The sequence below is a fragment of the Rahnella sp. RcJ3 genome (assembly GCF_009498575.1).
Lineage (GTDB): Bacteria > Pseudomonadota > Gammaproteobacteria > Enterobacterales > Enterobacteriaceae > Rahnella > Rahnella aceris.
Window position 1 is genome coordinate 1 of the sequence record NZ_QSNX01000021.1, and the last position, 21,276, is coordinate 21,276.

Annotated in this window: 17 protein-coding genes and 1 pseudogene; 7 read left to right on the forward strand and 11 right to left on the reverse strand. The window is 51.6% G+C overall.

Features of this window, described 5'->3' with window-relative positions; all coding sequences use genetic code 11:
- A pseudogene (locus tag DXU84_RS21065) lies at positions 1-552 on the reverse strand (adhesin); the annotation flags it as partial.
- A gap of 330 nt (positions 553-882) precedes the next feature.
- Here DXU84_RS21065 and DXU84_RS21070 point away from each other — a divergent pair.
- Positions 883-1,209, forward strand: coding sequence for a hypothetical protein (locus DXU84_RS21070; protein WP_013575301.1), 327 nt, complete (start codon positions 883-885; stop codon positions 1,207-1,209).
- A 101-nt stretch (positions 1,210-1,310) separates the two neighbouring features.
- On the opposite strand, the gene DXU84_RS21075 is transcribed toward DXU84_RS21070, so the two are convergent.
- The gene (locus DXU84_RS21075; protein WP_013575302.1) at positions 1,311-1,616 is read right to left on the reverse strand and encodes an EthD family reductase; all 306 of its coding nucleotides are present in this window, start codon (positions 1,614-1,616) and stop codon (positions 1,311-1,313) included.
- 153 nt (positions 1,617-1,769) lie between these two features.
- Here DXU84_RS21075 and DXU84_RS21080 point away from each other — a divergent pair, with 153 nt between their 5' ends.
- A complete protein-coding gene (locus DXU84_RS21080; protein WP_013575303.1) occupies positions 1,770-3,149 on the forward strand; it encodes a sodium:proton antiporter in 1,380 nt (459 codons plus the stop codon).
- Positions 3,150-3,193: 44 nt separating this feature from the next.
- On the opposite strand, the gene znuB is transcribed toward DXU84_RS21080, so the two are convergent.
- The gene (znuB, locus tag DXU84_RS21085) at positions 3,194-3,979 is read right to left on the reverse strand and encodes a zinc ABC transporter permease subunit ZnuB (RefSeq protein ID WP_013575304.1); all 786 of its coding nucleotides are present in this window, start codon (positions 3,977-3,979) and stop codon (positions 3,194-3,196) included.
- A complete protein-coding gene (znuC, locus tag DXU84_RS21090) occupies positions 3,976-4,734 on the reverse strand; it encodes a zinc ABC transporter ATP-binding protein ZnuC (protein ID WP_013575305.1) in 759 nt (252 codons plus the stop codon). The genes znuB and znuC overlap by 4 nt, the downstream gene beginning before the upstream one ends.
- 95 nt (positions 4,735-4,829) lie before the next feature.
- Here znuC and znuA point away from each other — a divergent pair, with 95 nt between their 5' ends.
- The 3 genes from znuA (at position 4,830) to lpxM (ending at position 8,203) form a co-directional block, all read left to right on the forward strand.
- A complete protein-coding gene (gene znuA, locus DXU84_RS21095) occupies positions 4,830-5,762 on the forward strand; it encodes a zinc ABC transporter substrate-binding protein ZnuA (protein ID WP_015689879.1) in 933 nt (310 codons plus the stop codon).
- A 20-nt stretch (positions 5,763-5,782) separates the two neighbouring features.
- Positions 5,783-7,117 carry a murein DD-endopeptidase MepM gene (gene mepM / locus DXU84_RS21100; protein WP_013575307.1) on the forward strand — a complete coding sequence of 445 codons (1,335 nt, stop codon included), beginning with the start codon at positions 5,783-5,785 and terminating at the stop codon, positions 7,115-7,117.
- 105 nt (positions 7,118-7,222) lie between these two features.
- Positions 7,223-8,203, forward strand: a complete 981-nt coding sequence (gene lpxM / locus DXU84_RS21105; RefSeq protein ID WP_013575308.1) for a lauroyl-Kdo(2)-lipid IV(A) myristoyltransferase — start codon at positions 7,223-7,225, stop codon at positions 8,201-8,203.
- A gap of 46 nt (positions 8,204-8,249) precedes the next feature.
- Here lpxM and DXU84_RS21110 read toward each other — a convergent pair whose 3' ends face one another.
- From DXU84_RS21110 to DXU84_RS21135, 6 genes are all read right to left on the reverse strand, one after another.
- Entirely contained in the window at positions 8,250-9,470 is a 1,221-nt protein-coding gene (locus DXU84_RS21110; RefSeq protein ID WP_013575309.1) for an MFS transporter, read from the reverse strand.
- A 98-nt stretch (positions 9,471-9,568) separates the two neighbouring features.
- A complete protein-coding gene (locus tag DXU84_RS21115) occupies positions 9,569-11,953 on the reverse strand; it encodes a GNAT family N-acetyltransferase (protein WP_153376614.1) in 2,385 nt (794 codons plus the stop codon).
- Positions 11,954-11,967: 14 nt separating this feature from the next.
- A complete protein-coding gene (locus DXU84_RS21120; RefSeq protein ID WP_153376615.1) occupies positions 11,968-13,278 on the reverse strand; it encodes a lysine N(6)-hydroxylase/L-ornithine N(5)-oxygenase family protein in 1,311 nt (436 codons plus the stop codon).
- Between the two features lie 13 nt (positions 13,279-13,291).
- On the reverse strand, positions 13,292-14,860 hold the full coding sequence (locus DXU84_RS21125; protein WP_153376616.1) for an aspartate aminotransferase family protein: 1,569 nt from the start codon (positions 14,858-14,860) through the stop codon (positions 13,292-13,294).
- Between the two features lie 633 nt (positions 14,861-15,493).
- Positions 15,494-16,936 (reverse strand): pyruvate kinase, encoded by a 1,443-nt coding sequence (pyk, locus tag DXU84_RS21130; RefSeq protein WP_013575313.1) that lies wholly within the window; start codon positions 16,934-16,936, stop codon positions 15,494-15,496.
- A 234-nt stretch (positions 16,937-17,170) separates the two neighbouring features.
- Complete coding sequence (locus DXU84_RS21135; protein WP_013575314.1) at positions 17,171-18,040, reverse strand: MurR/RpiR family transcriptional regulator; 870 nt, start codon at positions 18,038-18,040, stop codon at positions 17,171-17,173.
- Positions 18,041-18,447: 407 nt separating this feature from the next.
- On the opposite strand from DXU84_RS21135, the gene zwf reads away from it, so the two are divergent.
- Together zwf and DXU84_RS21145 are read left to right on the forward strand one after the other, a co-directional pair.
- The gene (zwf, locus tag DXU84_RS21140) at positions 18,448-19,923 is read left to right on the forward strand and encodes a glucose-6-phosphate dehydrogenase (protein ID WP_013575315.1); all 1,476 of its coding nucleotides are present in this window, start codon (positions 18,448-18,450) and stop codon (positions 19,921-19,923) included.
- Between the two features lie 265 nt (positions 19,924-20,188).
- Positions 20,189-20,830 carry a bifunctional 4-hydroxy-2-oxoglutarate aldolase/2-dehydro-3-deoxy-phosphogluconate aldolase gene (locus tag DXU84_RS21145; protein WP_013575316.1) on the forward strand — a complete coding sequence of 214 codons (642 nt, stop codon included), beginning with the start codon at positions 20,189-20,191 and terminating at the stop codon, positions 20,828-20,830.
- Positions 20,831-20,895: 65 nt separating this feature from the next.
- Here DXU84_RS21145 and DXU84_RS21150 read toward each other — a convergent pair whose 3' ends face one another.
- Positions 20,896-21,240, reverse strand: coding sequence for a RidA family protein (locus DXU84_RS21150; RefSeq protein WP_153376617.1), 345 nt, complete (start codon positions 21,238-21,240; stop codon positions 20,896-20,898).
- Positions 21,241-21,276: the final 36 nt, after the last annotated feature.

Consider the following 21,276-nt stretch of genomic DNA (forward strand, 5'->3'; position numbering starts at 1 on the left):
AGTGATCAGTACAGGATTCCCGGTAGGGTCATTTTTAGGCGGAGTGATCAGTACAGGATTCCCGGTAGGGTCATTTTTGACCGGAGTGATCAGCACAGGGTTCCCGGTAGGGTCATTTATAACAACGCCATCTTTAGCGGGTTCTGCGGGGGTTAAAGTAATTAACGGCACGGTTTCTGTTTTTATTGGCTCAGCCATCGAAATTTGGTCTACCGGAACTGTCGAGGTTCCGTTGTAGTAAGTATTGTTCAACAGGTAGTCGTGTACCTGCTGGAAACTGGTGGCGCTTTCAATTCCCTGTTTTATGTAATTTGGGTAACTCTGATGTGCGGAAAGATACTGATTAACTGCATCCGTTTCTTGCGATGTGAAGGCCGCACTGGCTGATTGTATGAAAGTTACAGAACTAACCATCAGTAACGACCCTGCAAGCATCCTGCAAAACGTAGCAGCAGAGACTCCAAATGGCTTCGTGAGGATCTTATTCTCGCGATTAACTTTGCGATTTGCAGCGGCGCTATGTTGAATTCGTTCTGAAACTTGTGCAGTCATTTGTTTTTTCCGATATTGAAATAAGTATCTGTTAGCGACAAATAAGAAGCATTATCAGAACGCTCTTTCCGTCTCTTTACGAAAATCATACATGCGGTGAATGTGACTTGCTTCACGCATTCAACGAACGTTTGACTTATGTCAAGAAACGTAAAGTTATAGCGCTACATGAATTTGTTTCACTTAGCTTGTTTGTTTGTAGCTAGCAGACACTAATTTTTGTGTCAGTGACACTGAAAACCAGTAATTTTCGTAGCGAATAGCGACGGGATGGAATCTCTATGAGATTCCTGTACAATGAGCAGGGTTATATAAATTGGAGATAAGTTTATGGCAGATAACGCAAATGAGTTCCTGGACTATGTCCGGAGGCTGGATATCGACCAGCCCGCGTTGTGTATCCTGTTGGGACTGCCTCGCAGCACGCTAAATAAGTGGATCAACGGCACTGTGACGCAGATCCCACAAGTGGCGGTAACGGCAATCAGAATGCTGTGGTTTATGCGTAAGAGTGATGAAGCACTGTTTGAAAAGTGGGCAATGGTGCAGGATTTTGGCGTCACCGCCGATTATGCGGTCAATGATAAGGCGCAGGAGTTTTTGCATACCATCAGGCGCGAGCCGAGTGCGCCAATCAAAAAGTTACTGATGAAATAATGGCGCTGGCAGGGTTTTATACAGCGTCCACACGACAATAAAAAAGGCGGCTAACCTGACGGGTTAATCGCCTTTTTTACCTTCAGGGCAGGGTGAATGGCTCAGACAACGACGTCGAAAATCATCTTCACGGGTTCGATATTGGTGAAGTTTGCCACGTCAGCGACAAAATCTGCCGCATTGTCTTTCATGCCTTTTTCAAAATCTTCCATTGAGTTGCAATAGATATGGCAGGCGGCGATGAATGGCGACTCAGCCGGAGCGCCCTCAGGCATTTTATCAATAGCGTAAGAATGGCAAAACTCGCCCATGCGGCGTTTGATCAGCGGTAAATGCACATCACGATAATAATCATGATCAAAGGTTCCGTTTTCGATATTTGGATACAGCACACTGTATTTAATCATTTTATGACTCGTCTTTTCCCGGATAAAAATCAATTTTAGCCTACCGGCTAAGAATACACCGCGCCATTTGTGCCTGATGTTATTTATCTGAAAAATCATTCATCTGCATACATGTACTATGCTTAATAGATTGATATTTAGTATGGGATAGACATGGGATTTTTAGGTTGGACAGCGGCGGTCGGAGGACTGCTATTGATTATGTCACTCGCATCGGGGTGGATTTCCCGCGGTCCGGTGACGACGTTTGGTTTATATCTGGCCGCAGGGATCGTCTGCGGTCCCTGGGTTTTGGATTTACTGCATATCGATCTGGTGGCGTATTCCACCCTCACCGCACATTTCACTGAAATCGCCATGGCGGCGTCATTATTTATTACCGGACTGAAACTCCGGTTGCCCTTTCGCGCACAAAGCTGGCGCGTCGGTGTGTTACTGGCTTTTCCTGCCATGTTACTGACCGTCCTGTGCGTCGCGGCTATTGCCCATTACATTACAGGTATTTCATGGCCACTGGCTCTTGCGTTGGGTGCCATCATTGCGCCGACGGATCCGGTGCTGGCCAGCATGATTGCAGTGAATGATGCCAATGATGATGACGGACTCAGGGTTGCACTTTCCAGCGAGGCGGGGATGAATGATGGTTCCGCGCTGCCCATCCTGATGCTGGCGCTGATGTTGTTTACCGCGCATGAAGGATTATCTTCACAAGAATTGTGGCACTGGGCATGGCGCGATGTGATCTGGGCATTGCTCGGCGGGCTGGCAATTGGCTTCGCGATGGGGAAACTGGTCGGGCTAAGTGCGACGCGTTTTCACAGCCGTCAGCGTACGGTCGCACCGAGTGATTTTCTGGCGTTGTCACTGATTGCGCTCAGTTACGCGGCCGCACAATCTCTTGATGCTTCCGGTTTCCTTGCAGCCTTTGCCGCCGGTGTCGGGTTGCGCAGCGCGGAAGTGCGCGTGGTCTCTTTGCATCCGCCGGAGGATCTGACGGACGGGTCGCGCCCGCCACCCGCTGAAGGCATGGTCAATCCACACCAGCGTCATTCGATGCAAGCTGAAATGCCGCGCAATTCGATCGGACTGATGGTGGGTGATGCACTGTCATTTGGCGATACCATTGAGCGGATTTTTGCCGCCGGGATTGTCATGGTGCTCGGGATAACGCTGGCGGAACACTGGGAGCCGATGGGGCTGTTGATCGCTGCGCTGCTGTTTATCGTCATCCGTCCTCTGGCTGTTTATATCACGACAATAGGCGTACACGTGCCCAAGGGCAGGCGGCTGATGATTGGCTGGTTTGGTATTCGCGGTATCGGCAGTATGAACTATATCGCTTACGCCTGGACGCACGGATTGCATGGCGCGGACGCCAACTATATGACCAACATCGCGTTCACGGTGATTGTCACCAGCGTGGTGATCCACGGCATAACCGTATCACCGGTGCTGCACTGGCGGCAGGCAAGGCAGGAAGCAGCGCAGGAAGAGCGGGAGGCACGGGAGAAAAGCCAGGAAGAAAAGGCATAAAAAACGGACGCTCAGGGCGTCCGTTTCTGTTTCTGGCGTTGCGGTCAGGCAATCTGTTTTTTACTGAGGCTGAGCATAAACAACACCGCAGCGCACAGCACGACAGAAGGGCCAGCAGGCGTATCATAGAATGCAGAGAACGTCAGGCCGCCGGTCACCGCAATGATGCCAACCGCTACCGCGACGCAGGCCATTTGCTCAGGCGTTTTAGCGAAGCGTCGCGCTGTCGCGGCGGGGATAATCAGCAACGAGGTGATGATCAGCGCGCCGACGAACTTCATCGCCAGACCGATCGTCAGCGCTGTTACCAGCATCAGGACGATACGTGTGCGTTGCAGTTTTACGCCATCAACATGAGCAAGTTCCGGGCTGATGGTCATGGAAAGCAATGCCCGCCATTGCCAGCACAGCACCGCAATCACCACCGTTACGCCAGCACCAATCATCCAGATGTCGCTGTAGGTCACTGACAGCAAATCACCAAACAAATACGCCATCAGATCCACACGTACGCCGGACATCAGGCTGACCACCACCAGACCGAGTGACAGGGCGCTGTGCGCCATAATTCCGAGCAGGGTATCGACGGCCAGATGCGGTTTCCGCTCGAGCACCACCAGTAACACGGCCAGCAATAACGTGACGGCGATAACGGTATAGAAAGGATTAACATTAAGCAGTAAGCCAAACGCTACGCCGAGCAGAGAGGCATGGGCCAGCGTATCGCCAAAATAGGACATGCGGCGCCAGACGACAAACGAGCCCAGCGGGCCAGCGGCAATCGCCAGCAATACACCCGCCAGCCAGCCGGGTAATAACAGCGCGATCATGCGTCACGACCTCCGGTGTTGCGCAAAATTATCTTTCCCTTTAAATCATGACGATGGTTGTGGTTGTGACGGTAAATCGCCAGTTGCTCGGCGCCACGGTTACCGAACATCGCAATAAATTCCGGATGCGTGGACACTACTTCCGGCGAGCCGGAACAGCAGATGTGCTGGTTCAGGCACAGCACTTCGTCCGTTTTCGCCATCACCAGATGCAAGTCATGCGACACCATCAGCACCGCGCACCCCAATTCGCAGCGCAGGCTGTCGATCAGGTTGTACAGCGCCAGTTGTCCGTTGACGTCAACACCTTGCGTCGGTTCATCGAGCACCAGTAACTGCGGGCTGTTCATTAACGCACGCGCCAGTAAAACACGCTGATTTTCGCCGCCGGAGAGTTTTTGCATCGGTTGATCCAGCAGGTGCGCAGCCTGTACGCGTTTGAGCGCGGGCAGAATATCGCTTTTCTTCACACCGGGTTTCAGTCGCATAAAGCGGCTGACGGTCAGCGGCATGGTGGGATCAAGATGAATTTTTTGCGGAACATAGCCGATACGTAAACCGGGTTCGCAAGTCATCGTGCCTTCTGTCGGCGCAATCAGGCCAAGCACAACGCGCACTAATGTGGATTTCCCTGCGCCATTCGGGCCGAGAAGGGTCAGAATTTTCCCCGGTTGCAGGCTTAGCGAGATGTTGGACAACACGCGTCGCGAACCGAAAGTCACTGAAATATTTTGGAGCGTAGCTAATGTGGGCATGTCATAGGGTCTTGCAGAACAAATCGGATGTTATAATATTGCGTTTCGCTAAAAATAACCAGTTTTCCCCCAACCTGAAGATGAGTTCACTCAGCATGATACAGAAAAAAAGCGTTAAACGGATGTTTCTGGCAGCCGCAATATTGAGTTCAGGCGCGGTTTTCAGCACGCAGGCCGTGGTTCTGGCTTCCGTACGCCCGCTGGGTTTTATCGCATCAGCCATTGCCGATGGTGTTATGCCGACGGAAGTGTTGCTGCCGGACGGCACATCTCCACATGATTTCGCCTTACGCCCTTCGGATATTGCACGCATGCGTAGCGCCGATCTGGTGGTGTGGGTGGGGCCGGAAATGGAAGCTTTCATGACCAAATCTGCGGCGCAGTTGTCGCCGAACCGTCAGGTGGCCATCGCGACGTTACCGGCAGTGAAACCGCTGCTGATTAAGGGCAGTGATGATGACGAACATGAGGCTGATCATGACCATGATCACGATGACGCTGATCATCATCATGGCGAATACAATATGCATGTCTGGCTGTCGCCGGAAATTGCCCGCGAGGCTGCTATTGTGATCCATAACAAGCTCGTAGCGCTGGTTCCGCAAAAAAAGCAACAATTAGATGCAAATTTATCTCATTTTGAAGACACCTTGACAAAAGCTGACAAAAACCTTGGTAGTATTCTGCAACCTGTTCAGGGTAAGGGATATTTTGTTTTTCACGATGCCTATGGCTACTTTGAAAAACACTTCGGCCTTTCGCCACTTGGTCACTTTACGATCAATCCCGAAATTCAACCCGGTGCACAGCGATTACATCTCATTCGAACACAGTTGGTTGAGCAAAAAGCGACCTGCGTTTTTGCTGAGCCACAATTCAGGCCGGCCGTCATAACGGCTGTTGCCCAGGGAACAAAAGTGCGTATGGGCACATTGGATCCTCTGGGGAGCAGCATTGCACTGGGTGCGGACAGCTATGTGAACTTTTTGTCACAGCTGACGAACCAGTACCTGAGCTGCCTGAAGTAAGCTAAAAGGACAGAATTTAAGTGCAGCTGATAGCCCGATCTATCGCTCTGGCGTATAGCAACCTTCCACGGCCCCATCGCATTATGCTGGGGTCTCTTACCGTCGTCACACTGGCTGTGGCCGTATGGAAACCGTTAGCTTACCACCCGGACAATGACCTTTCTGATACCCGACCGCTGGTTAAAAATATCACACTTGATAATCAGCAACTGCGTTCACTGCTTCCCGAAGCCAGCGAACCTATCGACCAGTCTCCCCCCGCTGATGATGACATTCCGCAAGATGATCTTGACGATAAAACTGTCAATGAAGCGGGCGTGCATGAGTATGTGGTTTCTACCGGCGATACCCTCAGCAGCATTCTGAATCAGTACGGCATTGATATGTCGGAAATTGCTGCGCTTTCTGACGCCAACCGTGATTTACGTAACCTGAAAATCGGCCAGCAGATTTCCTGGACACTTAACGATGCCGGGGATTTACAGCGTCTGACGTGGGAAAAATCACGTCGCGAAACCTATACCTTTGACCGTTCCGGCAATACCTTCAAATCGTCTCTGGAAACCCTGAAAGGGGAATGGAAAGACTCCGTATTGAAAGGGACGCTGAACGGCAGTTTTGTCACCAGTGCCAAAGCGGCAGGGCTGAGCAGCGCTGAAGTCAGTGCTGTCATTAAGGCGCTGCAATGGCAACTCGATTTCCGTAAATTGAAGAAAGGCGACGACTTTGCGGTACTGATGTCCAACGAGGTGCTGGACGGTAAGAACGAGCAAAGTGAATTGCAGGCAGTGCGTATGCGCACTGGCGGTAAAGACTACTACGCCGTGCGCGCCGAAGACGGTAAGTTCTATGACCGTACCGGCAGCGGGCTGGCGAAAGGTTTCCTGCGCTTCCCGACGGGCAAACAGTACCGCGTTTCGTCTAACTTCAATCCGCGTCGTCTGAACCCGGTGACCGGGCGTATTGCGCCGCACCGTGGCGTCGATTTCGCCGTTCCTGTCGGTACGCCTGTTCTGGCGGTGGGTGATGGCGAAGTGGTTGTTGCCAAGAACGGCGGCGCTGCGGGTAACTATGTGGCCATTCGTCATGGTCGTCAGTACATGACCCGTTATATGCATCTGCGTAAACTGTTGGTGAAACCCGGTCAGAAAGTGAAACGGGGGGATCGCATCGCGCTTTCCGGCAATACTGGTCGCTCAACCGGCCCGCATCTGCACTTTGAAATGTGGATTAACCAGCTGGCTGTGAATCCGCTGACGGCTAAACTGCCGCGCACCGAAGGGCTGACAGGTAAAGATCGCAGTACTTACCTGGCCACCGTTCGTCAGGTTGTTCCTCAACTGAAGCTGGACTGACCGTTCAGGATCCCCTTTTGCGCTTAATGTTGTGAGGCAGTGATTTATTGCAAAATAAATCACTGCACTTATCATTAAGGCAGAATTTGTCATAAGAGCCTGAGCATGCAGCCAGAAAAAGAAAAACGATCTACCGTAGAATTTATTCCGCAGTTTCAGAAAGCCTTCTATTTTCCGCGTTACTGGGGCGTCTGGCTGGGCGTCGGAGCGATGGCCGCAATGGCGTATCTGCCCGCAAAGGTTCGTGACCCTATATTAGGCAGTCTTGGCCGTCTGGCCGGAAAGTTTGCGAAAGGCGCACGTCGTCGTGCGCAAATTAATCTGCTGTACTGCCTGCCGGAAACCTCTGAAGCGGAGCGTGAACATATCATCGATGAAATGTTTGCCACCGCGCCACAATCCATGGTGATGATGGCTGAGCTGGCGATCCGTGACCCCAAAAAAGTCATGCAGCGCGTTCACTGGCACGGCAAGGAAATTGTCGATCAGATGCATGCCGAAGGTAAAAATGTGATTTTTCTGGTGCCACATGGATGGGCTGTGGATATTCCGGCGATGCTGATGGCCGCTGACGGACATCCGATGGCCGCCATGTTCCATAATCAGAAAAACCCGCTGACCGATTATCTGTGGAATACCGTTCGCCGTCGTTTTGGTGGCCGGATGCATGCGCGTAATGATGGCATCAAGCCGTTTATCAGTTCGGTGCGTCAGGGATACTGGGGCTACTATCTGCCGGATCAGGATCACGGTGCTGAGCACAGCGAGTTCGTCGATTTCTTCGCGACCTACAAGGCGACATTGCCTGCGGTAGGACGCCTGATGAAAGTGTGCCGTGCGTCGATCATACCGTTGTTTCCGGTGTATAACGGCCACGAACAACGTCTCGATATTTATGTGCGCCCGCCAATGGATGATCTGGCAACTGCCGATGATAACCGCATTGCGCGCCGGATGAATGAGGAAGTGGAAGTGCTGGTCGGGCCGAATCCGGAACAGTACACCTGGATCCTCAAGTTGCTTAAAACCCGCAAACCGGGTGAGCCTGAGCCCTATTCACGCAAAGAGCTTTATCCCAAAAAGTAACGGTAAAAAGATTTGAAAAAGCTGAGGCTCACACCTCAGCTTTTTTTTATGCTTTTTCAGGTATACGTTTGAGAAACACTGCAATCAGCAATGTGCCGGTGACACCGGAAATCATGCCTGCCAGCATAAAAATGCCGTTGCCCAGTGCGAAATACAACTGCTTTGCCACTTCTATACCCGCCGCAAAAACCACAATGGTGAGCAGCCCAAGTGCAGCGGCGACCGTGCCTTTACCGGTCGGGCTGGAAAACAGCGTCAGGCGGTAAAGCCCGGCATTTACCAGTCCCGAGCCCAGCGCATAGAGGCTCAGCCCGCCAATCATCCAGCCCCAGGCATGTACCATAAACAGCGCGGCATAAGCACTGACTGCCAGACCGAGAACTATCGGCGCGAGACCGAGCCAGACAGGCGTGCGGATATTCACTTTGCCACTGAGTTTGCTGAGCGTGATGTTACCGATAATCAATCCGGTAAATACCGGCACTTGCCACCATCCGTACTGTAGCGGCGTCATTCCGCCATCCTGAATCAGTAATACCGGCGACTGCGCCACCCACGCCAGCAACGGCAGGGTGATCAACCCGATAGACAGCGAACCGAGCACCACGCCTTTGTTGGTGAAGACTTCGCGGTAATCGGTCAGTAGCCTGCGCATTGAAAAACGCTCCCCGCGACCGCTGGCGGTTTCCGGCATACTGCGCCACAGACCCCAGAATGAGAATGCAGAGACCAGTGAGAACAACGCAAACATGGCTTTCCATGGTGCGTAATGAATAAACGCCGCGCCAGCCAGCGGCCCGAGCAGGGGAGCGATCAACGTGATGTTCGCCATCAGCGCCATCAGTTTAACGCTCATTGTTTCACTGAACGCTTCCTGAATGGCGGCATAACCTACCGCGCCGATAAAGCACAGGCTCATCCCCTGTAAAAAACGCATCAGAATGAACTGTTCAATGTTTCGGGTGAAAACCGTCAGCAGACAGGTGACGGTGAAAAAGGCCACGCCTGTCAGCAGCACCGGCCTGCGGCCAAGGCGGTCGGAAAGCGGCCCGAGCAACCATTGCAGCAAAATACCGCCGCACAAATAAGCGGTTAGCGAGGTTGAAACCCAGTCGGCACTTGCGCTGAAATCACTGATCACCTGCAGCATACCCGGCTGGATCATATCGTGGGCAATATAGGTGGCGAACTCGAATAGCACCAGTGACAGCGGGAACAGCCACTGGCGGAAATTCAGCCGCGAAGCGGGTTCGGAAACGGACGACATAACCTTAATTCTCCGGGTCTTAAAATCGAAAAAGCGCGGCCTGTGAAAGCCGCGCTACTATTCATGGCATTAAAGCTTCATCAGATTAAACCGGGTTTTCAGTAGCGGTTAGCATAGGCCGCAATCGGGTTTTCCAGCGTGCCGGCGAATTTCAGGTTCTGCGCCGGATCTGACAGGTTGATCATCTGCTGATTATTCGCCAGTTGCAGACGGTTCAGGCATGAGTGCGTAAACTCGGCGCCAAACATGTCATAACGGGCAAATTTCTCCGACAGTTCCGGATACTGAATCTGATAGTCGCGTACCACTTCGGCTACCACCTGCCAGAACTGCCCTGCAGGGTAATTGCCATGTTCTTCCAGAATACGGGCGATAAAGCGGAATACCCCGGCAAAGACGTCAGTGAAAATCGACAGGATTTTAAGATTTTCCGGTACGTCCACCGCCAGACGTTTGGCTTTTTCCGGCAGGCTGGCGTCGGGGTTCATCACCGCAATTTCCTCGGCGATATCCTTCATGAAAGCATTAACCGGAATATTGTTTTCGAACCGCAGGATCAGGTTTTCGCCATGCGGCATAAACACCAGGTCGTACTGATAAAAGCAGTGCAGCAGCGGGCTGAGATAGGCGTGCATGTAGCGTTTAAGCCAGTCCCCGGTGGCCAGACCGGATGATTTGATCATCTCGACAATCAGCGCATCGCCGTGTTTATCGGTGTGCAGCAGGGCGGCCATGGTCATCAGACGCTGATTTGGCTGCAACAAGGCGACCGGGTTTTCGCGCCACAACGCCGCAAACATTTTCTTGTACGCGCTGTCGCCTTTGATGGCTTGCTCGAAATAGTGATTGTGGTAACCGAGTGACGCCACTTCCTGCAAAATGCTGAAACCGGTGGATTGCAGATACGCATCGTTTTCGACCAGATCCGCCAGCCATTCATTAATGCCCGGAGTGGTCGCCATATAGTAAGGTGAAAGCCCGCGCATAAAGCCCATGTTCAGGATCGACAGCGCCGTTTTAACGTAACGTCCTTTCGGACGGCTGGCATTGTAGAAAGTGCGGATTGACTGTTGTGCCAGATAGTTATCATCACCTTCACCGAGATAAATCAGAAACTGACGGGCGATATCCGGTGCGAAGACGGTCAGTAATTTGTTCTGCCACTGCCACGGATGTACCGGCATGAAGTAGTAATTTTTCGGGTCGACACCTTTATCAACCAGCTTTTGCGTGAAAGCACAAATCTGCGCTTCACCCAGTTCTTCCGCGATCAGTTTTTCATACGGTAAACCTTCGACACTGGCGAAATGTGCTTTGTCATGATGAACCGCCACCCAGACCAGTTGCAGTGGATTGGCCGCTTCCGGCGCGTAACGGACATAATCACCGGCATCAAAACCGATACGGCCGTTGTTGGCGATAAAGCTCGGATGGCCTTCGGTCATGCTGGTTTCGACGGTCTGGAAATCGGCCTGCGACAGTTGTTTCGCTGTGGTGTGATTGTTTGCCAGTTTGTAGGCACTGCTGTAAAGCGTGCTGCTGATTTCTTCCAGATAGGTCGGCAGCATGGCCTGGGAAATACCAATTTGCTCGGCGAATTCAATGATAAATTTAACCGCGTCCAGCGGCTGCGGGATAAAATTATCCAGACGCTGAATGCTGTCGAGATCAATCATCCAGTCATTCAGAGGCAACTGGCGGGCACGGAAACGATATTCTATTTCCGAGGCCGGTACTGCCAGCTGATAGTCAGTCCAGGTGCCGGTCGTTTTCAACGCCTGCGGCGCGAGCAGACGTTCATGTGTCAGTTCCGCCAGGCATTTACGCAGCAGCAGGGCATTCGCTTTTGCCCAGAGTTCCGGTTGCAGGTGCTCACCGGTTTGCAGATTTGCAGGAGTCATGGTGTGTTTTTCCTTCTGGCTTGCCTGAAAAAAATCTTCACGCTGGCAAAATGCCAGCCATGCAGTTTTGTGTGTCAGTTGAATTTGTTTCTGATAGCGGAAACCGGCGCGCTTATTCAGCTTGTGAATCTTTTCGTTACGAACATCCGGCTCGACCACTACGCGGCGGACTTCCGGCTGGCTGAACAGGTATTCCATCACGGCCGAGAACACCTGCCAGCTGAAGCCTGACACCGGTTTTTCGGCCGGTGACAGCAGAATATGCATGCCCATATCGCCGGGCCGGACGTCGTAATGTTCATGCAACGGGTCATCCTGAACCGGATAGCATTCGATGAGAAATTGCGGCTGACCGTCTATTTCGCCCATCAACGCCGCCAGCGGTTTACCGTGAGTCAGGTTGCGATAGAAGCTGTCGACTTCTGCGAGGGTACTGTTCTGCATTCCCCAGAAATGTGCGTAGGGCTGCGTCATCCAGTCATGTAAAACGGCGGCATCTTTCTCCAGCGCCAGCGGGCGTAAAGACAGTTTTCCTGCGTCGCGCTGGCAGGAGAATACGGCGGTTGAAATGGCATCAGACATGGGTAAATTCTCCGTTAGTTTGCGCCAGGGATGCGGGACCCAAAGGTCTGGAAGGCGATGGATTTCTCCAGCGGATACACTTCAGTGCCGAGCATCTCGCGGATTATGGTGCTGTTGCGGTAGCACGCCATGCCCAGATCCGGAGTGACGAAGCCGTGCGTATGCAGCTCGGCGTTTTGTACGAAAATCTGGTTATGGGCGTCAATACTGTAATTGCGGTTAACGGCGTAACGACCCGCGTCATCCCACTGAATACGGTTGTAAATGCCTTCAACAAACTGCGGTGGCTGATAGCCGTAACCCGTTGCGAGGATCACGGATTCCGTGCGGTGTCGGTATTCCTGTTGTTGTTCGTGGTGGAGCAGGGTCATTTCCAGTTCGCCGCTGCGGCTGCGGGTCAGTGCTTTCAGTTCCGAATGTGTATACAAATCGACATTCAGCGGGCCGTCGAGACGTTTGACGTACATCAGATCATAAATGTCGTTGATCAGACTGATATTAATGCCCTTATACAGGCATTTTTGTTCACGATTGAGCTGATCGCGCTTGCTCATTGGCAGCGCGTGGAAATAATCGATGTATTCCGGTGAGGTCATTTCCAGCGTCAGTTTGCTGTATTCCAGCGGGTAGAAACGCGGGGCGCGGGTCACCCAGGTCAGGTGGTAATCGTGCTTATCGATATCAGAGAGCAGGTCATAGTAAATTTCTGCGGCACTCTGGCCGCTGCCGACCACGGTAATGGATTTCGAATTCTGTACCTGCTCTTTGTTCGGCAAATAGGCCGAAGAATGATGCACGTTCCTGCCGGCATCCCGCGCACAGGCGGGTATCCACGGCGACGGTCCTGTGCCGAGAACCAGCCTTTTGGTGCGGTAAATCTGCTTTTCGCCGCTTTTGGTTGAGCGCGTTTCAACCAGATAGCATTCCTGCACGGCATCCCAGGTGACCAGTTCCACGCGCGTGGAGAATTGCAGGCTGGTCAGTTGGCTGCATGCCCACTGGCAATACTGATTGAACTCTTTACGCATCATGAAGAAGTCTTCACGGATGTAGAACGAGTAAAGTTTCCCCTGTAATTTCAGGTAATTCAGGAAGCTGTAAGGGCTGGTCGGATCGGCGAGAGTCACCAGATCTGCCATGAACGGCGTCTGTAAATGCGCGCTTTCCAGCATCATACCGGTGTGCCAGTCGAAGCTGTCATTCTGGTCTAAAAACAGACCGTTCAGCTCTTTCACCGGTTCAGTCAGACAGGCCAGCCCGAGGTTAAACGGGCCGATGCCCACGGCGATGAAATCATACGTTTGGTCGTTTGAATGGATATTCATGGTGCGGCTCCTTTTACCGGTTTTTCGCGGCGCTCAGCGCGCTGGCAGTCAGTTCTTTGCCGTAATGCGTGATCAGGCAGAGCACATCGGCAACGTCTTCCCTGGTGGTGGTGGGGTTCAGTAAGGTGAATTTCAGATACTGACGCTGATGCACTTTGGTACCGGCGATAACGGCGCTGCCGTCGCGGAAAATGGCCTTGCGGATCCCGGCATTGATTTCGTCAATCTGTTCATGACTCATGGAGATACGCGGCACAAAACGGAATACCAGCGTGCTCAGTTCCGGTTTATGCAGCACTTCGATATTCGGATTTTGTTCCATCATCTGATGCGTTTCTGTTGCGCGTGCCAGCAGCACATCAAATGATTCCCCCAGTGCTTGTTGACCCATAATGCGCAACGTCAGCCACATTTTGAGGGCATCAAAACGTTTGGTGGTCTGGATACTTTTGTTCACCAGATTTGGCGTGCCTTCCAGTTTCGCACTCAGCGGATTCAGGTATTCAGCGTGGTGCGTGACGTGCTCCAGATGGCTGTGATCGTTAACCAGAAACGCGCTGCAGCTCACCGGCTGGAAGAAGGATTTGTGATAATCCACGGTAACGGAATCGGCCAGATGGATCCCTTCAATGCGCTGGCGATGCTGAGGTGAAACCAGCAAACCGCAGCCGTATGCGGCATCAGCATGCATCCAGATTTTTTCCTGGCGGCAGATTTCAGCGATCTCATTCAGCGGGTCAATGCTGCCAAAGTCAGTCGTACCGGCGGTTGCCACGACCGCAATTGGAATCAACCCTTCAGTGTGGCAGCGCTCAATTTCCTGACGGAGCGCAGCAATATCCATACGGAAAGCGCTGTCGCAGGCGACTGGCACCACGGCGTCATAACCCAGGCCGAGCAGGGCAGCGGATTTCTGAATACTGAAATGGCTGACCTGTGAACTGAAAATACGCCAGCGGTTGGCTTCCGGCGGCAGCCCCTGGTACTTGATGCTGTGTTGCGGGCGGGTGCGTTTGCAATGACTGTCTCGTGCCAGCAGCATTGCCATCAGATTAGACTGCGTACCGCCGCTGGTGAAAATACCATCTGACTGTGCGCCAAAACCGATCCGGGCGAGTGTCCAGTCAATAACTTTTTGCTCGATGAGTGTGCCGCCTGCGCTCTGATCCCAGGTATCCACAGAGGAGTTGATGGCGCTGATAAACAGTTCCGCCAGTTGGGAAGGTACTACGGTCGGACAGTTGAGATGCGCGAGGTATTTCGGATGGTGGAAATAGACCGCGTGCTGAAGATATAAATCATCCAGTTCTTCCAGCGCCAGCCGCGTTCCGTCTAAAGGTTTGGTCAGGTCAATATGGCGAAATTGCTCGGCTAATTCAGCCGGAGAAACGCCGGAAAAAGGTTTCTCAGTATGGTTAATATGGGATTTAATTAATTCGAGGCCTTGCTCAATCAGTGTCTGCCATTCAGAAGTGCTGTTCTGGTTAAAAATATAACCTTTATTTTTGCTTATATTCGCCTGAGTGATTGTCAGGTCTTGAGTGCCGGATTGCATTAATTCCCAGTTATTTATCTGGCTCATTCTGGATCCTTTTGGTTAGTCCTTTTCATCCTCAGCAGGCGTGGGGCGGCCACCCGGATAAAGTCAGGATTTAGCAGTGAACGTAAGCATCAGCAGGCAGGGCTGATGGCCATGCCTGTAAAGTGTATGGTTAAATATTTTATGTTATAAAAAATAAACAGTGATATGTCTTGTTTGAATTCCTTAGTGCGGACTTATACAAGGTTTTAACGATTGAGAATCATTATAAATGCAAATCATTATCATTCAATAACGACATTGAACATTTGCCCATAACAGAACTTTTTGATTGTTTAATGTGATGTATGTCACATAAATTTCTGAAGGATAAGTACGGAGTACACATTCCTATGAGATGAATCTGTATTTGTTATACGTTTGCTGACTTAAAAGAAGGGTTGTCTTGCGATAAAAAGTTATATTTAAGCGCAATGTTTGTAGGTGTAATGAATTTTCATCACGCAATGTTTTATGCAGGGAACCCGATTATTTCAAAAGAATGGCAAAATAATGATCAAATTAAGACTGTTGACTGACCAGCAGGAGGGAGTAATAGATTCAGGGGCAGGACGAAAATAAAAAAGGCCGATCACGATGATCGGCCATATGTTTATATCTTATTACATTTAACTATTATTCAACACGCAGTATACGGCTGGTATTGGTGGTACCGACGGTGCTCATGACATCACCCTGGGTGATGATCACCAGATCGCCTGACAAAAGGTAACCTTTATCACGCAGTAAGTTCACGGCATCCTGTGCGCCCGCTACGCCGTCATTTGCGCTGTCGAAGAAGACAGGGGTAACGCCGCGGTAAATCGCGGTCAGATTCAGTGTGTGTTCGTGGCGCGACATGGCAAAGATCGGCAGGCCGGAGCTGATACGTGACAACATCAGCGCGGTACGCCCGGACTCGGTCATGGAAATGATCGCCGTGACCCCTTTAAGGTGGTTTGCCGCGTACATGGCGGACATTGCAATGGCTTCTTCGATGTTATCGAATTCCACGTCCAGGCGGTGTTTGGAAACGTTAATGCTTGGGATTTTTTCTGCGCCCAGACATACGCGCGCCATGGCTGCCACAGTTTCAGCAGGATATTGACCGGCAGCCGTTTCCGCTGACAGCATGACCGCATCTGTGCCATCGAGCACGGCGTTCGCTACGTCCATCACTTCTGCACGGGTTGGCATCGGGTTAGTGATCATCGATTCCATCATCTGGGTCGCAGTGATCACCGCGCGGTTCAACTGACGTGCACGACGGATCAGTTTTTTCTGGATACCCACCAGCTCAGGGTCGCCGATTTCAACACCCAGGTCACCGCGGGCCACCATCACGACATCGGATGCCAGAATGATGTCATCCATTGCTTCATCTGACGCCACCGCTTCAGCGCGTTCGACTTTAGACACGATTTGCGCATTACAGCCTGCATCGCGTGCCAGACGGCGCGCGTAGTTAAGATCTTCGCCGGTGCGTGGGAATGAAACTGCCAGATAATCTACGTCCATTTTGGCCGCAGTAATAATGTCTGCTTTATCTTTCTCAGTCAGCGCTTCGGCAGAAAGACCTCCGCCCAGCTTATTGATGCCTTTATTGTTAGACAGCGGGCCGCCCACGGTCACTTCCGTGAACACTTTCATGCCCTGAACTTCGAGTACTTTTAGCTGCACACGGCCGTCATCAAGTAACAGAATATCACCCGGCACCACATCAGCTGGGAGACCTTTATAGTCGATGCCGACTTTTTCTTTATCGCCTTCACCCTTGCTCATGTTGGCATCGAGCAGGAATTTGTCACCGATATTGAGGAAAACTTTACCTTCTTTGAAGGTCGATACACGGATTTTCGGACCTTGCAGATCGCCAAGAATCGCGACGTGGCGGCCGAGACGCGCGGCTATTTCACGCACTTTGTTAGCGCGAAGAATGTGATCTTCAGCGGTTCCGTGGGAGAAATTCATACGCACAACGTTCGCACCAGCAGCAATGATCTTCTCAAGATTATTGTCGCGGTCAGTTGCAGGGCCGAGCGTGGTAACAATCTTCGTTCTTCTGAGCCTTCTGGACATGCCTAACTCCGTTAACTGATGAAACATGGTAATGCAAAAAAACAGCGAGCCCACATTGGGTTTAGGTGTAATTGTAATACAAAAGGGTTTCACCTGTGTGACCCGCTGACCTCATGTCTGACATTTACCCTGCGCACTTTGCGCGTAGATTTCCCGCCAGACTCCCTATTAAATCAATGATGATTTGTTCATATATTCTATGAATGATTTGATGTGCCGACTCGCATGACGAGCTTACTCCGGCAGGTTAGGGACAACCATTCCCTTATCAAAGCGCGATTCTTTCAACGCTTCTTTGACCCGCTTCAGGTTATCTCTGAATTTTGCACCACGACGCAGCGTAAACCCGGTAGCCAGCACATCAATCAACGTCAACTGAGCGATTCGAGAAACCATCGGCATATAAACGTCGGTATCTTCCGGAACATCCAGTAACAGAGCCAGCGTGGCCTCATGCGCCAGTGGCGTATTAAAGGACGTGATGGCAATGACCGTAGCGTCGTTTTCGCGGGCAAGTTGCGCCAGCTCGACCAGATTTTTGGTGCGGCCGGTGTGGGAAATCAACACCACCACATCGCCTTCGCTGGAATTCATGCAACTCATGCGCTGCATGACGATGTCATCGAAATACACCACGGGAATGTTAAAGCGGAAGAATTTGTTCATGGCATCATGCGCCACTGCGGCCGATGCGCCCAGCCCAAAGAAAGAAATCTTTTTCGCCTGGGTGAGTAAATCGACTGCGCGGTTGATGGCAGCGATATCGAGAGTATTTTTCACCTGATCGAGGCTGGCCATAGCGGATTCGAAAATTTTGCTGGTGTAAGCGCTGACGCTGTCGCTTTCATCCACGTTACGGTTCACATAAGGTGTGCCGTTTGCCAGACTTTGTGCCAGATGTAATTTAAAATCTGGAAACCCTTTTGTGTCGAGGCGACGGCAAAAACGGTTTACAGTAGGTTCACTGACGTCCGCCATGCGGGCGAGAGTGGCAATACTGGAGTGGATTGCAATGTGTGGGGATGCCAGGATCACTTCGGCGACTTTGCGTTCTGACTTGCTCAGAATGTCAAGGTGGGTCTGGATTTTTTCCAACGTATTCATAAGCATGACACTCATAGGTTTCAACGATTTCTTTGAAAAGAGGAAATCGTGTTGATTTGATGAAAATATACTACGCGCTTAATGCTGTTGGCAGCGTCAGTCAGGCGAAAAAACGCTTTTTTTGTCAGAGTTTGACCGGGATCTAACTTTCAGTATGGTAAATTCTGTTCAGTTTTGTCATAAAATTACAGAATGTTGTGGGTTTTACTATCCGCTGAGACATTTATGATAAAAACAAGCTTTTCCGCAGAGTTATCCCCCTGTCAGAACATGGTTTACGGCTCACGGGCAATCAGAGTACATTGTTGCTGAAATAAAATTACAATATGTACCCGAGATAATTCGAGTTGCGGCTCACGCACAGCAACCAGAAATATGTTAGGTATTCCTGCATTGAGGAGAAGAACATGGCGGTAACTCAGACAGCCCAGGCGTGTGATCTGGTAATTTTCGGTGCAAAGGGCGATCTTGCGCGCCGTAAGCTGTTGCCTTCCCTGTATCAGTTAGAGAAAGCGGGTCACATTCACCCGGACACCCGCATCATCGGTGTCGGACGTGCGGAATGGGACAAAGCGGCCTATACCGAAGTGGTCAAAGAAGCACTGACCACCTTCATGAAAGAAAAAATTGATCCGGAACTGTGGGATAAGCTCAGCGCCCGTCTTGATTTCTGTAACCTTGATGTCAACGATGTGAAGCATTTCAAAGTGCTGGGCAAAATGCTTGACCAGCAAAATCGCGCCACCATTAACTACTTTGCGATTGCGCCAGGCCACTTCGGTGCGATTTGCCGCGGTCTGGGCGAAGCAGGGCTGAACAAAGAACCTGCGCGCGTCGTGATGGAGAAACCACTGGGACACTCTCTGGAGTCTTCTCAGGTTATCAACGATCAAGTCGCGGAATACTTCGCTGAGTCCCAGGTTTACCGTATCGACCACTATCTGGGTAAAGAAACGGTACTGAATCTTCTGGCACTGCGTTTCGCTAACAATCTGTTTGCCAGCAACTGGGATAACCGCACCATTGATCATGTGCAGATCACGGTCGCTGAAGAAGTCGGTATCGAAGGCCGCTGGGGTTACTTTGATGACGCGGGTCAGATGCGCGACATGATCCAGAACCACTTGCTGCAAATTCTGACCATGATCGCCATGTCACCTCCGGCTGATCTGAGCACCGACCGTATCCGTGACGAAAAAGTGAAAGTGCTGCGCTCACTGCGTCGTATCGACCAGTCAAACGTGCGTGAAAACACCGTGCGCGGCCAGTACACAGCCGGCTTCGTGCAGGGCAAAAAAGTCCCTGGCTATCTGGAAGAAGAAGGTGCGAAAAAAACCAGCAGCACCGAAACTTTCGTGTCTATTCGTGTGGATATCGACAACTGGCAGTGGGCGGGCGTGCCATTCTACCTGCGCACCGGTAAGCGTCTGCCGAGCAAATGTTCTGAGGTCGTGGTGTATTTCAAAAACCCGGCGCTGAACCTGTTCCGTGATTCTTACCAGCAGTTGCCGCAGAACAAACTGACTATTCGTCTGCAACCGGACGAAGGTATCGAGATCGAAGTGCTGAACAAAGTGCCGGGTCTTGAGCACAAACACCGTCTGCAAACCACCAAGCTGGATCTGAGCTTTACTGAAACCTTCAATGAACAGCATATTGCCGATGCTTACGAGCGTCTGCTGCTGGAAACCATGCGTGGAATTCAGGCGCTGTTCGTCCGTCGTGACGAAGTGGAAGAAGCCTGGAAATGGGTCGACTCCATCATGAACGCATGGGCTGCGGAAAGCGAAGCACCAAAACCGTATCAGTCCGGGACATGGGGGCCGGTGGCTTCCGTGGCGATGATCACCCGCGACGGCCGTTCCTGGAACGAGTTCGAGTAACGAATAATTTATTGAGTCATTACTCCCCAAAATAATTGGAGTTGCAGCAAGGCGGCAAGTGTGTGAGTCCCGATGAGCTGACATGAGTCAGTGATTCGGGTGAACAAGCGCAGCCAACGCCGCTGCGGCTTCAAGTATGACGGGGAGAGTAGTATCGTCCAATCGGGTGTGGTCGGTTACTGGCAGGGTTTAAATTCTGCTGGTCCCTGTGGCAGGGGCGCGCCATCAATCACAACGGTGCCTGCGGGCATGAATGGAGAACAAGATGAAAAACTGGAAAACAAGCGCGGAACAAATTCTGACCTCAGGGCCGGTTGTTCCTGTGATTGTTATCAACAAACTGGAGCATGCGGTTCCGCTGGCTAAAGCGCTGGTTGCGGGTGGCGTCCGTGTGCTGGAAGTGACGTTGCGCACCCCATGCGCGATGGATGCGATCCGTGCCATTGCTCAAGAAGTGCCGGACGCTATCATTGGCGCAGGTACGGTACTCAATCCAGAGCAACTGGCTGAAGTGACCGAGGCGGGGGCCCAGTTTGCGATTAGCCCTGGCCTGACTGATGCTTTGCTGAAAGCAGCCAATGCCGGTTCTATTCCTTTAATCCCGGGGATTTGTACTGTATCCGAACTGATGATGGGTCTGGATGCTGGTCTGCGCGAATTTAAGTTCTTCCCGGCTGAGGCCAATGGCGGCGTGAAAGCGTTGCAGGCGATTGCCGGTCCGTTCCCGCAGGTGCGTTTCTGCCCGACTGGCGGGATTTCGCCGGCGAACTACCGTGATTACCTGGCGCTGAAAAGCGTGCTGTGTATCGGTGGTTCATGGCTGGTGCCAGCCGATGCGCTGGAAAGCGGTGATTACGCACGCATTACTGAGCTGGCGAAAGAAGCGGTCGCCGGTGCAAAGATCTAAAACAGCGACGTGCTGAAAATGAAAAACCTCCCGCGGGAGGTTTTTTTATGTCTGCTGATCAGTGCTTAGCGTGCGGCAATGATCTTGATTTCAATTTTATATTTCGGATTCATCAGGTTAGCCTGAACCGTGCAGCGTACCGGTGCATTGCCCGGTGATACCCAGGCATCCCAGGCTTCATTCATCGCCGGGAAATCTTCTTTATTGACCAGAAACAGTGTGGCATCGAGAATTTTGCTCTTATCCGAGCCCGCTTCCGTTAGCGCAGCATCGATAATGGCCAGCGTTTCTGCGGTCTGGTCTTTTGCACTCGCGTCCAGATTTTCCGGCACTGCCGTGTAATAAATGGTGTTGTTATGGATAACGATGTCGGACATCCGTGGCTCAGGTCGGATACGCTCGATGGTCATATTATGGCTCCAGTTAGTCACTTTTTTATGATGCCG

Coding starts and splice junctions, on each gene's coding strand:
- DXU84_RS21070 (WP_013575301.1), top strand. CDS start 883: ATGGCAGATAACGCAAATGAGTTCCTGGACTATGTCCGGAGGCTGGAT.
- DXU84_RS21125 (WP_153376616.1), bottom strand. CDS start 14,860: ATGAGCCAGATAAATAACTGGGAATTAATGCAATCCGGCACTCAAGAC.
- znuB (WP_013575304.1), bottom strand. CDS start 3,979: ATGATCGCGCTGTTATTACCCGGCTGGCTGGCGGGTGTATTGCTGGCG.
- lpxM (WP_013575308.1), top strand. CDS start 7,223: ATGCAGCCAGAAAAAGAAAAACGATCTACCGTAGAATTTATTCCGCAG.
- DXU84_RS21115 (WP_153376614.1), bottom strand. CDS start 11,953: ATGTCTGATGCCATTTCAACCGCCGTATTCTCCTGCCAGCGCGACGCA.
- DXU84_RS21120 (WP_153376615.1), bottom strand. CDS start 13,278: ATGAATATCCATTCAAACGACCAAACGTATGATTTCATCGCCGTGGGC.
- DXU84_RS21080 (WP_013575303.1), top strand. CDS start 1,770: ATGGGATTTTTAGGTTGGACAGCGGCGGTCGGAGGACTGCTATTGATT.
- zwf (WP_013575315.1), top strand. CDS start 18,448: ATGGCGGTAACTCAGACAGCCCAGGCGTGTGATCTGGTAATTTTCGGT.
- DXU84_RS21145 (WP_013575316.1), top strand. CDS start 20,189: ATGAAAAACTGGAAAACAAGCGCGGAACAAATTCTGACCTCAGGGCCG.
- DXU84_RS21135 (WP_013575314.1), bottom strand. CDS start 18,040: ATGAATACGTTGGAAAAAATCCAGACCCACCTTGACATTCTGAGCAAG.
- DXU84_RS21110 (WP_013575309.1), bottom strand. CDS start 9,470: ATGTCGTCCGTTTCCGAACCCGCTTCGCGGCTGAATTTCCGCCAGTGG.
- znuC (WP_013575305.1), bottom strand. CDS start 4,734: ATGCCCACATTAGCTACGCTCCAAAATATTTCAGTGACTTTCGGTTCG.
- znuA (WP_015689879.1), top strand. CDS start 4,830: ATGATACAGAAAAAAAGCGTTAAACGGATGTTTCTGGCAGCCGCAATA.
- DXU84_RS21150 (WP_153376617.1), bottom strand. CDS start 21,240: ATGACCATCGAGCGTATCCGACCTGAGCCACGGATGTCCGACATCGTT.
- DXU84_RS21075 (WP_013575302.1), bottom strand. CDS start 1,616: ATGATTAAATACAGTGTGCTGTATCCAAATATCGAAAACGGAACCTTT.
- pyk (WP_013575313.1), bottom strand. CDS start 16,936: ATGTCCAGAAGGCTCAGAAGAACGAAGATTGTTACCACGCTCGGCCCT.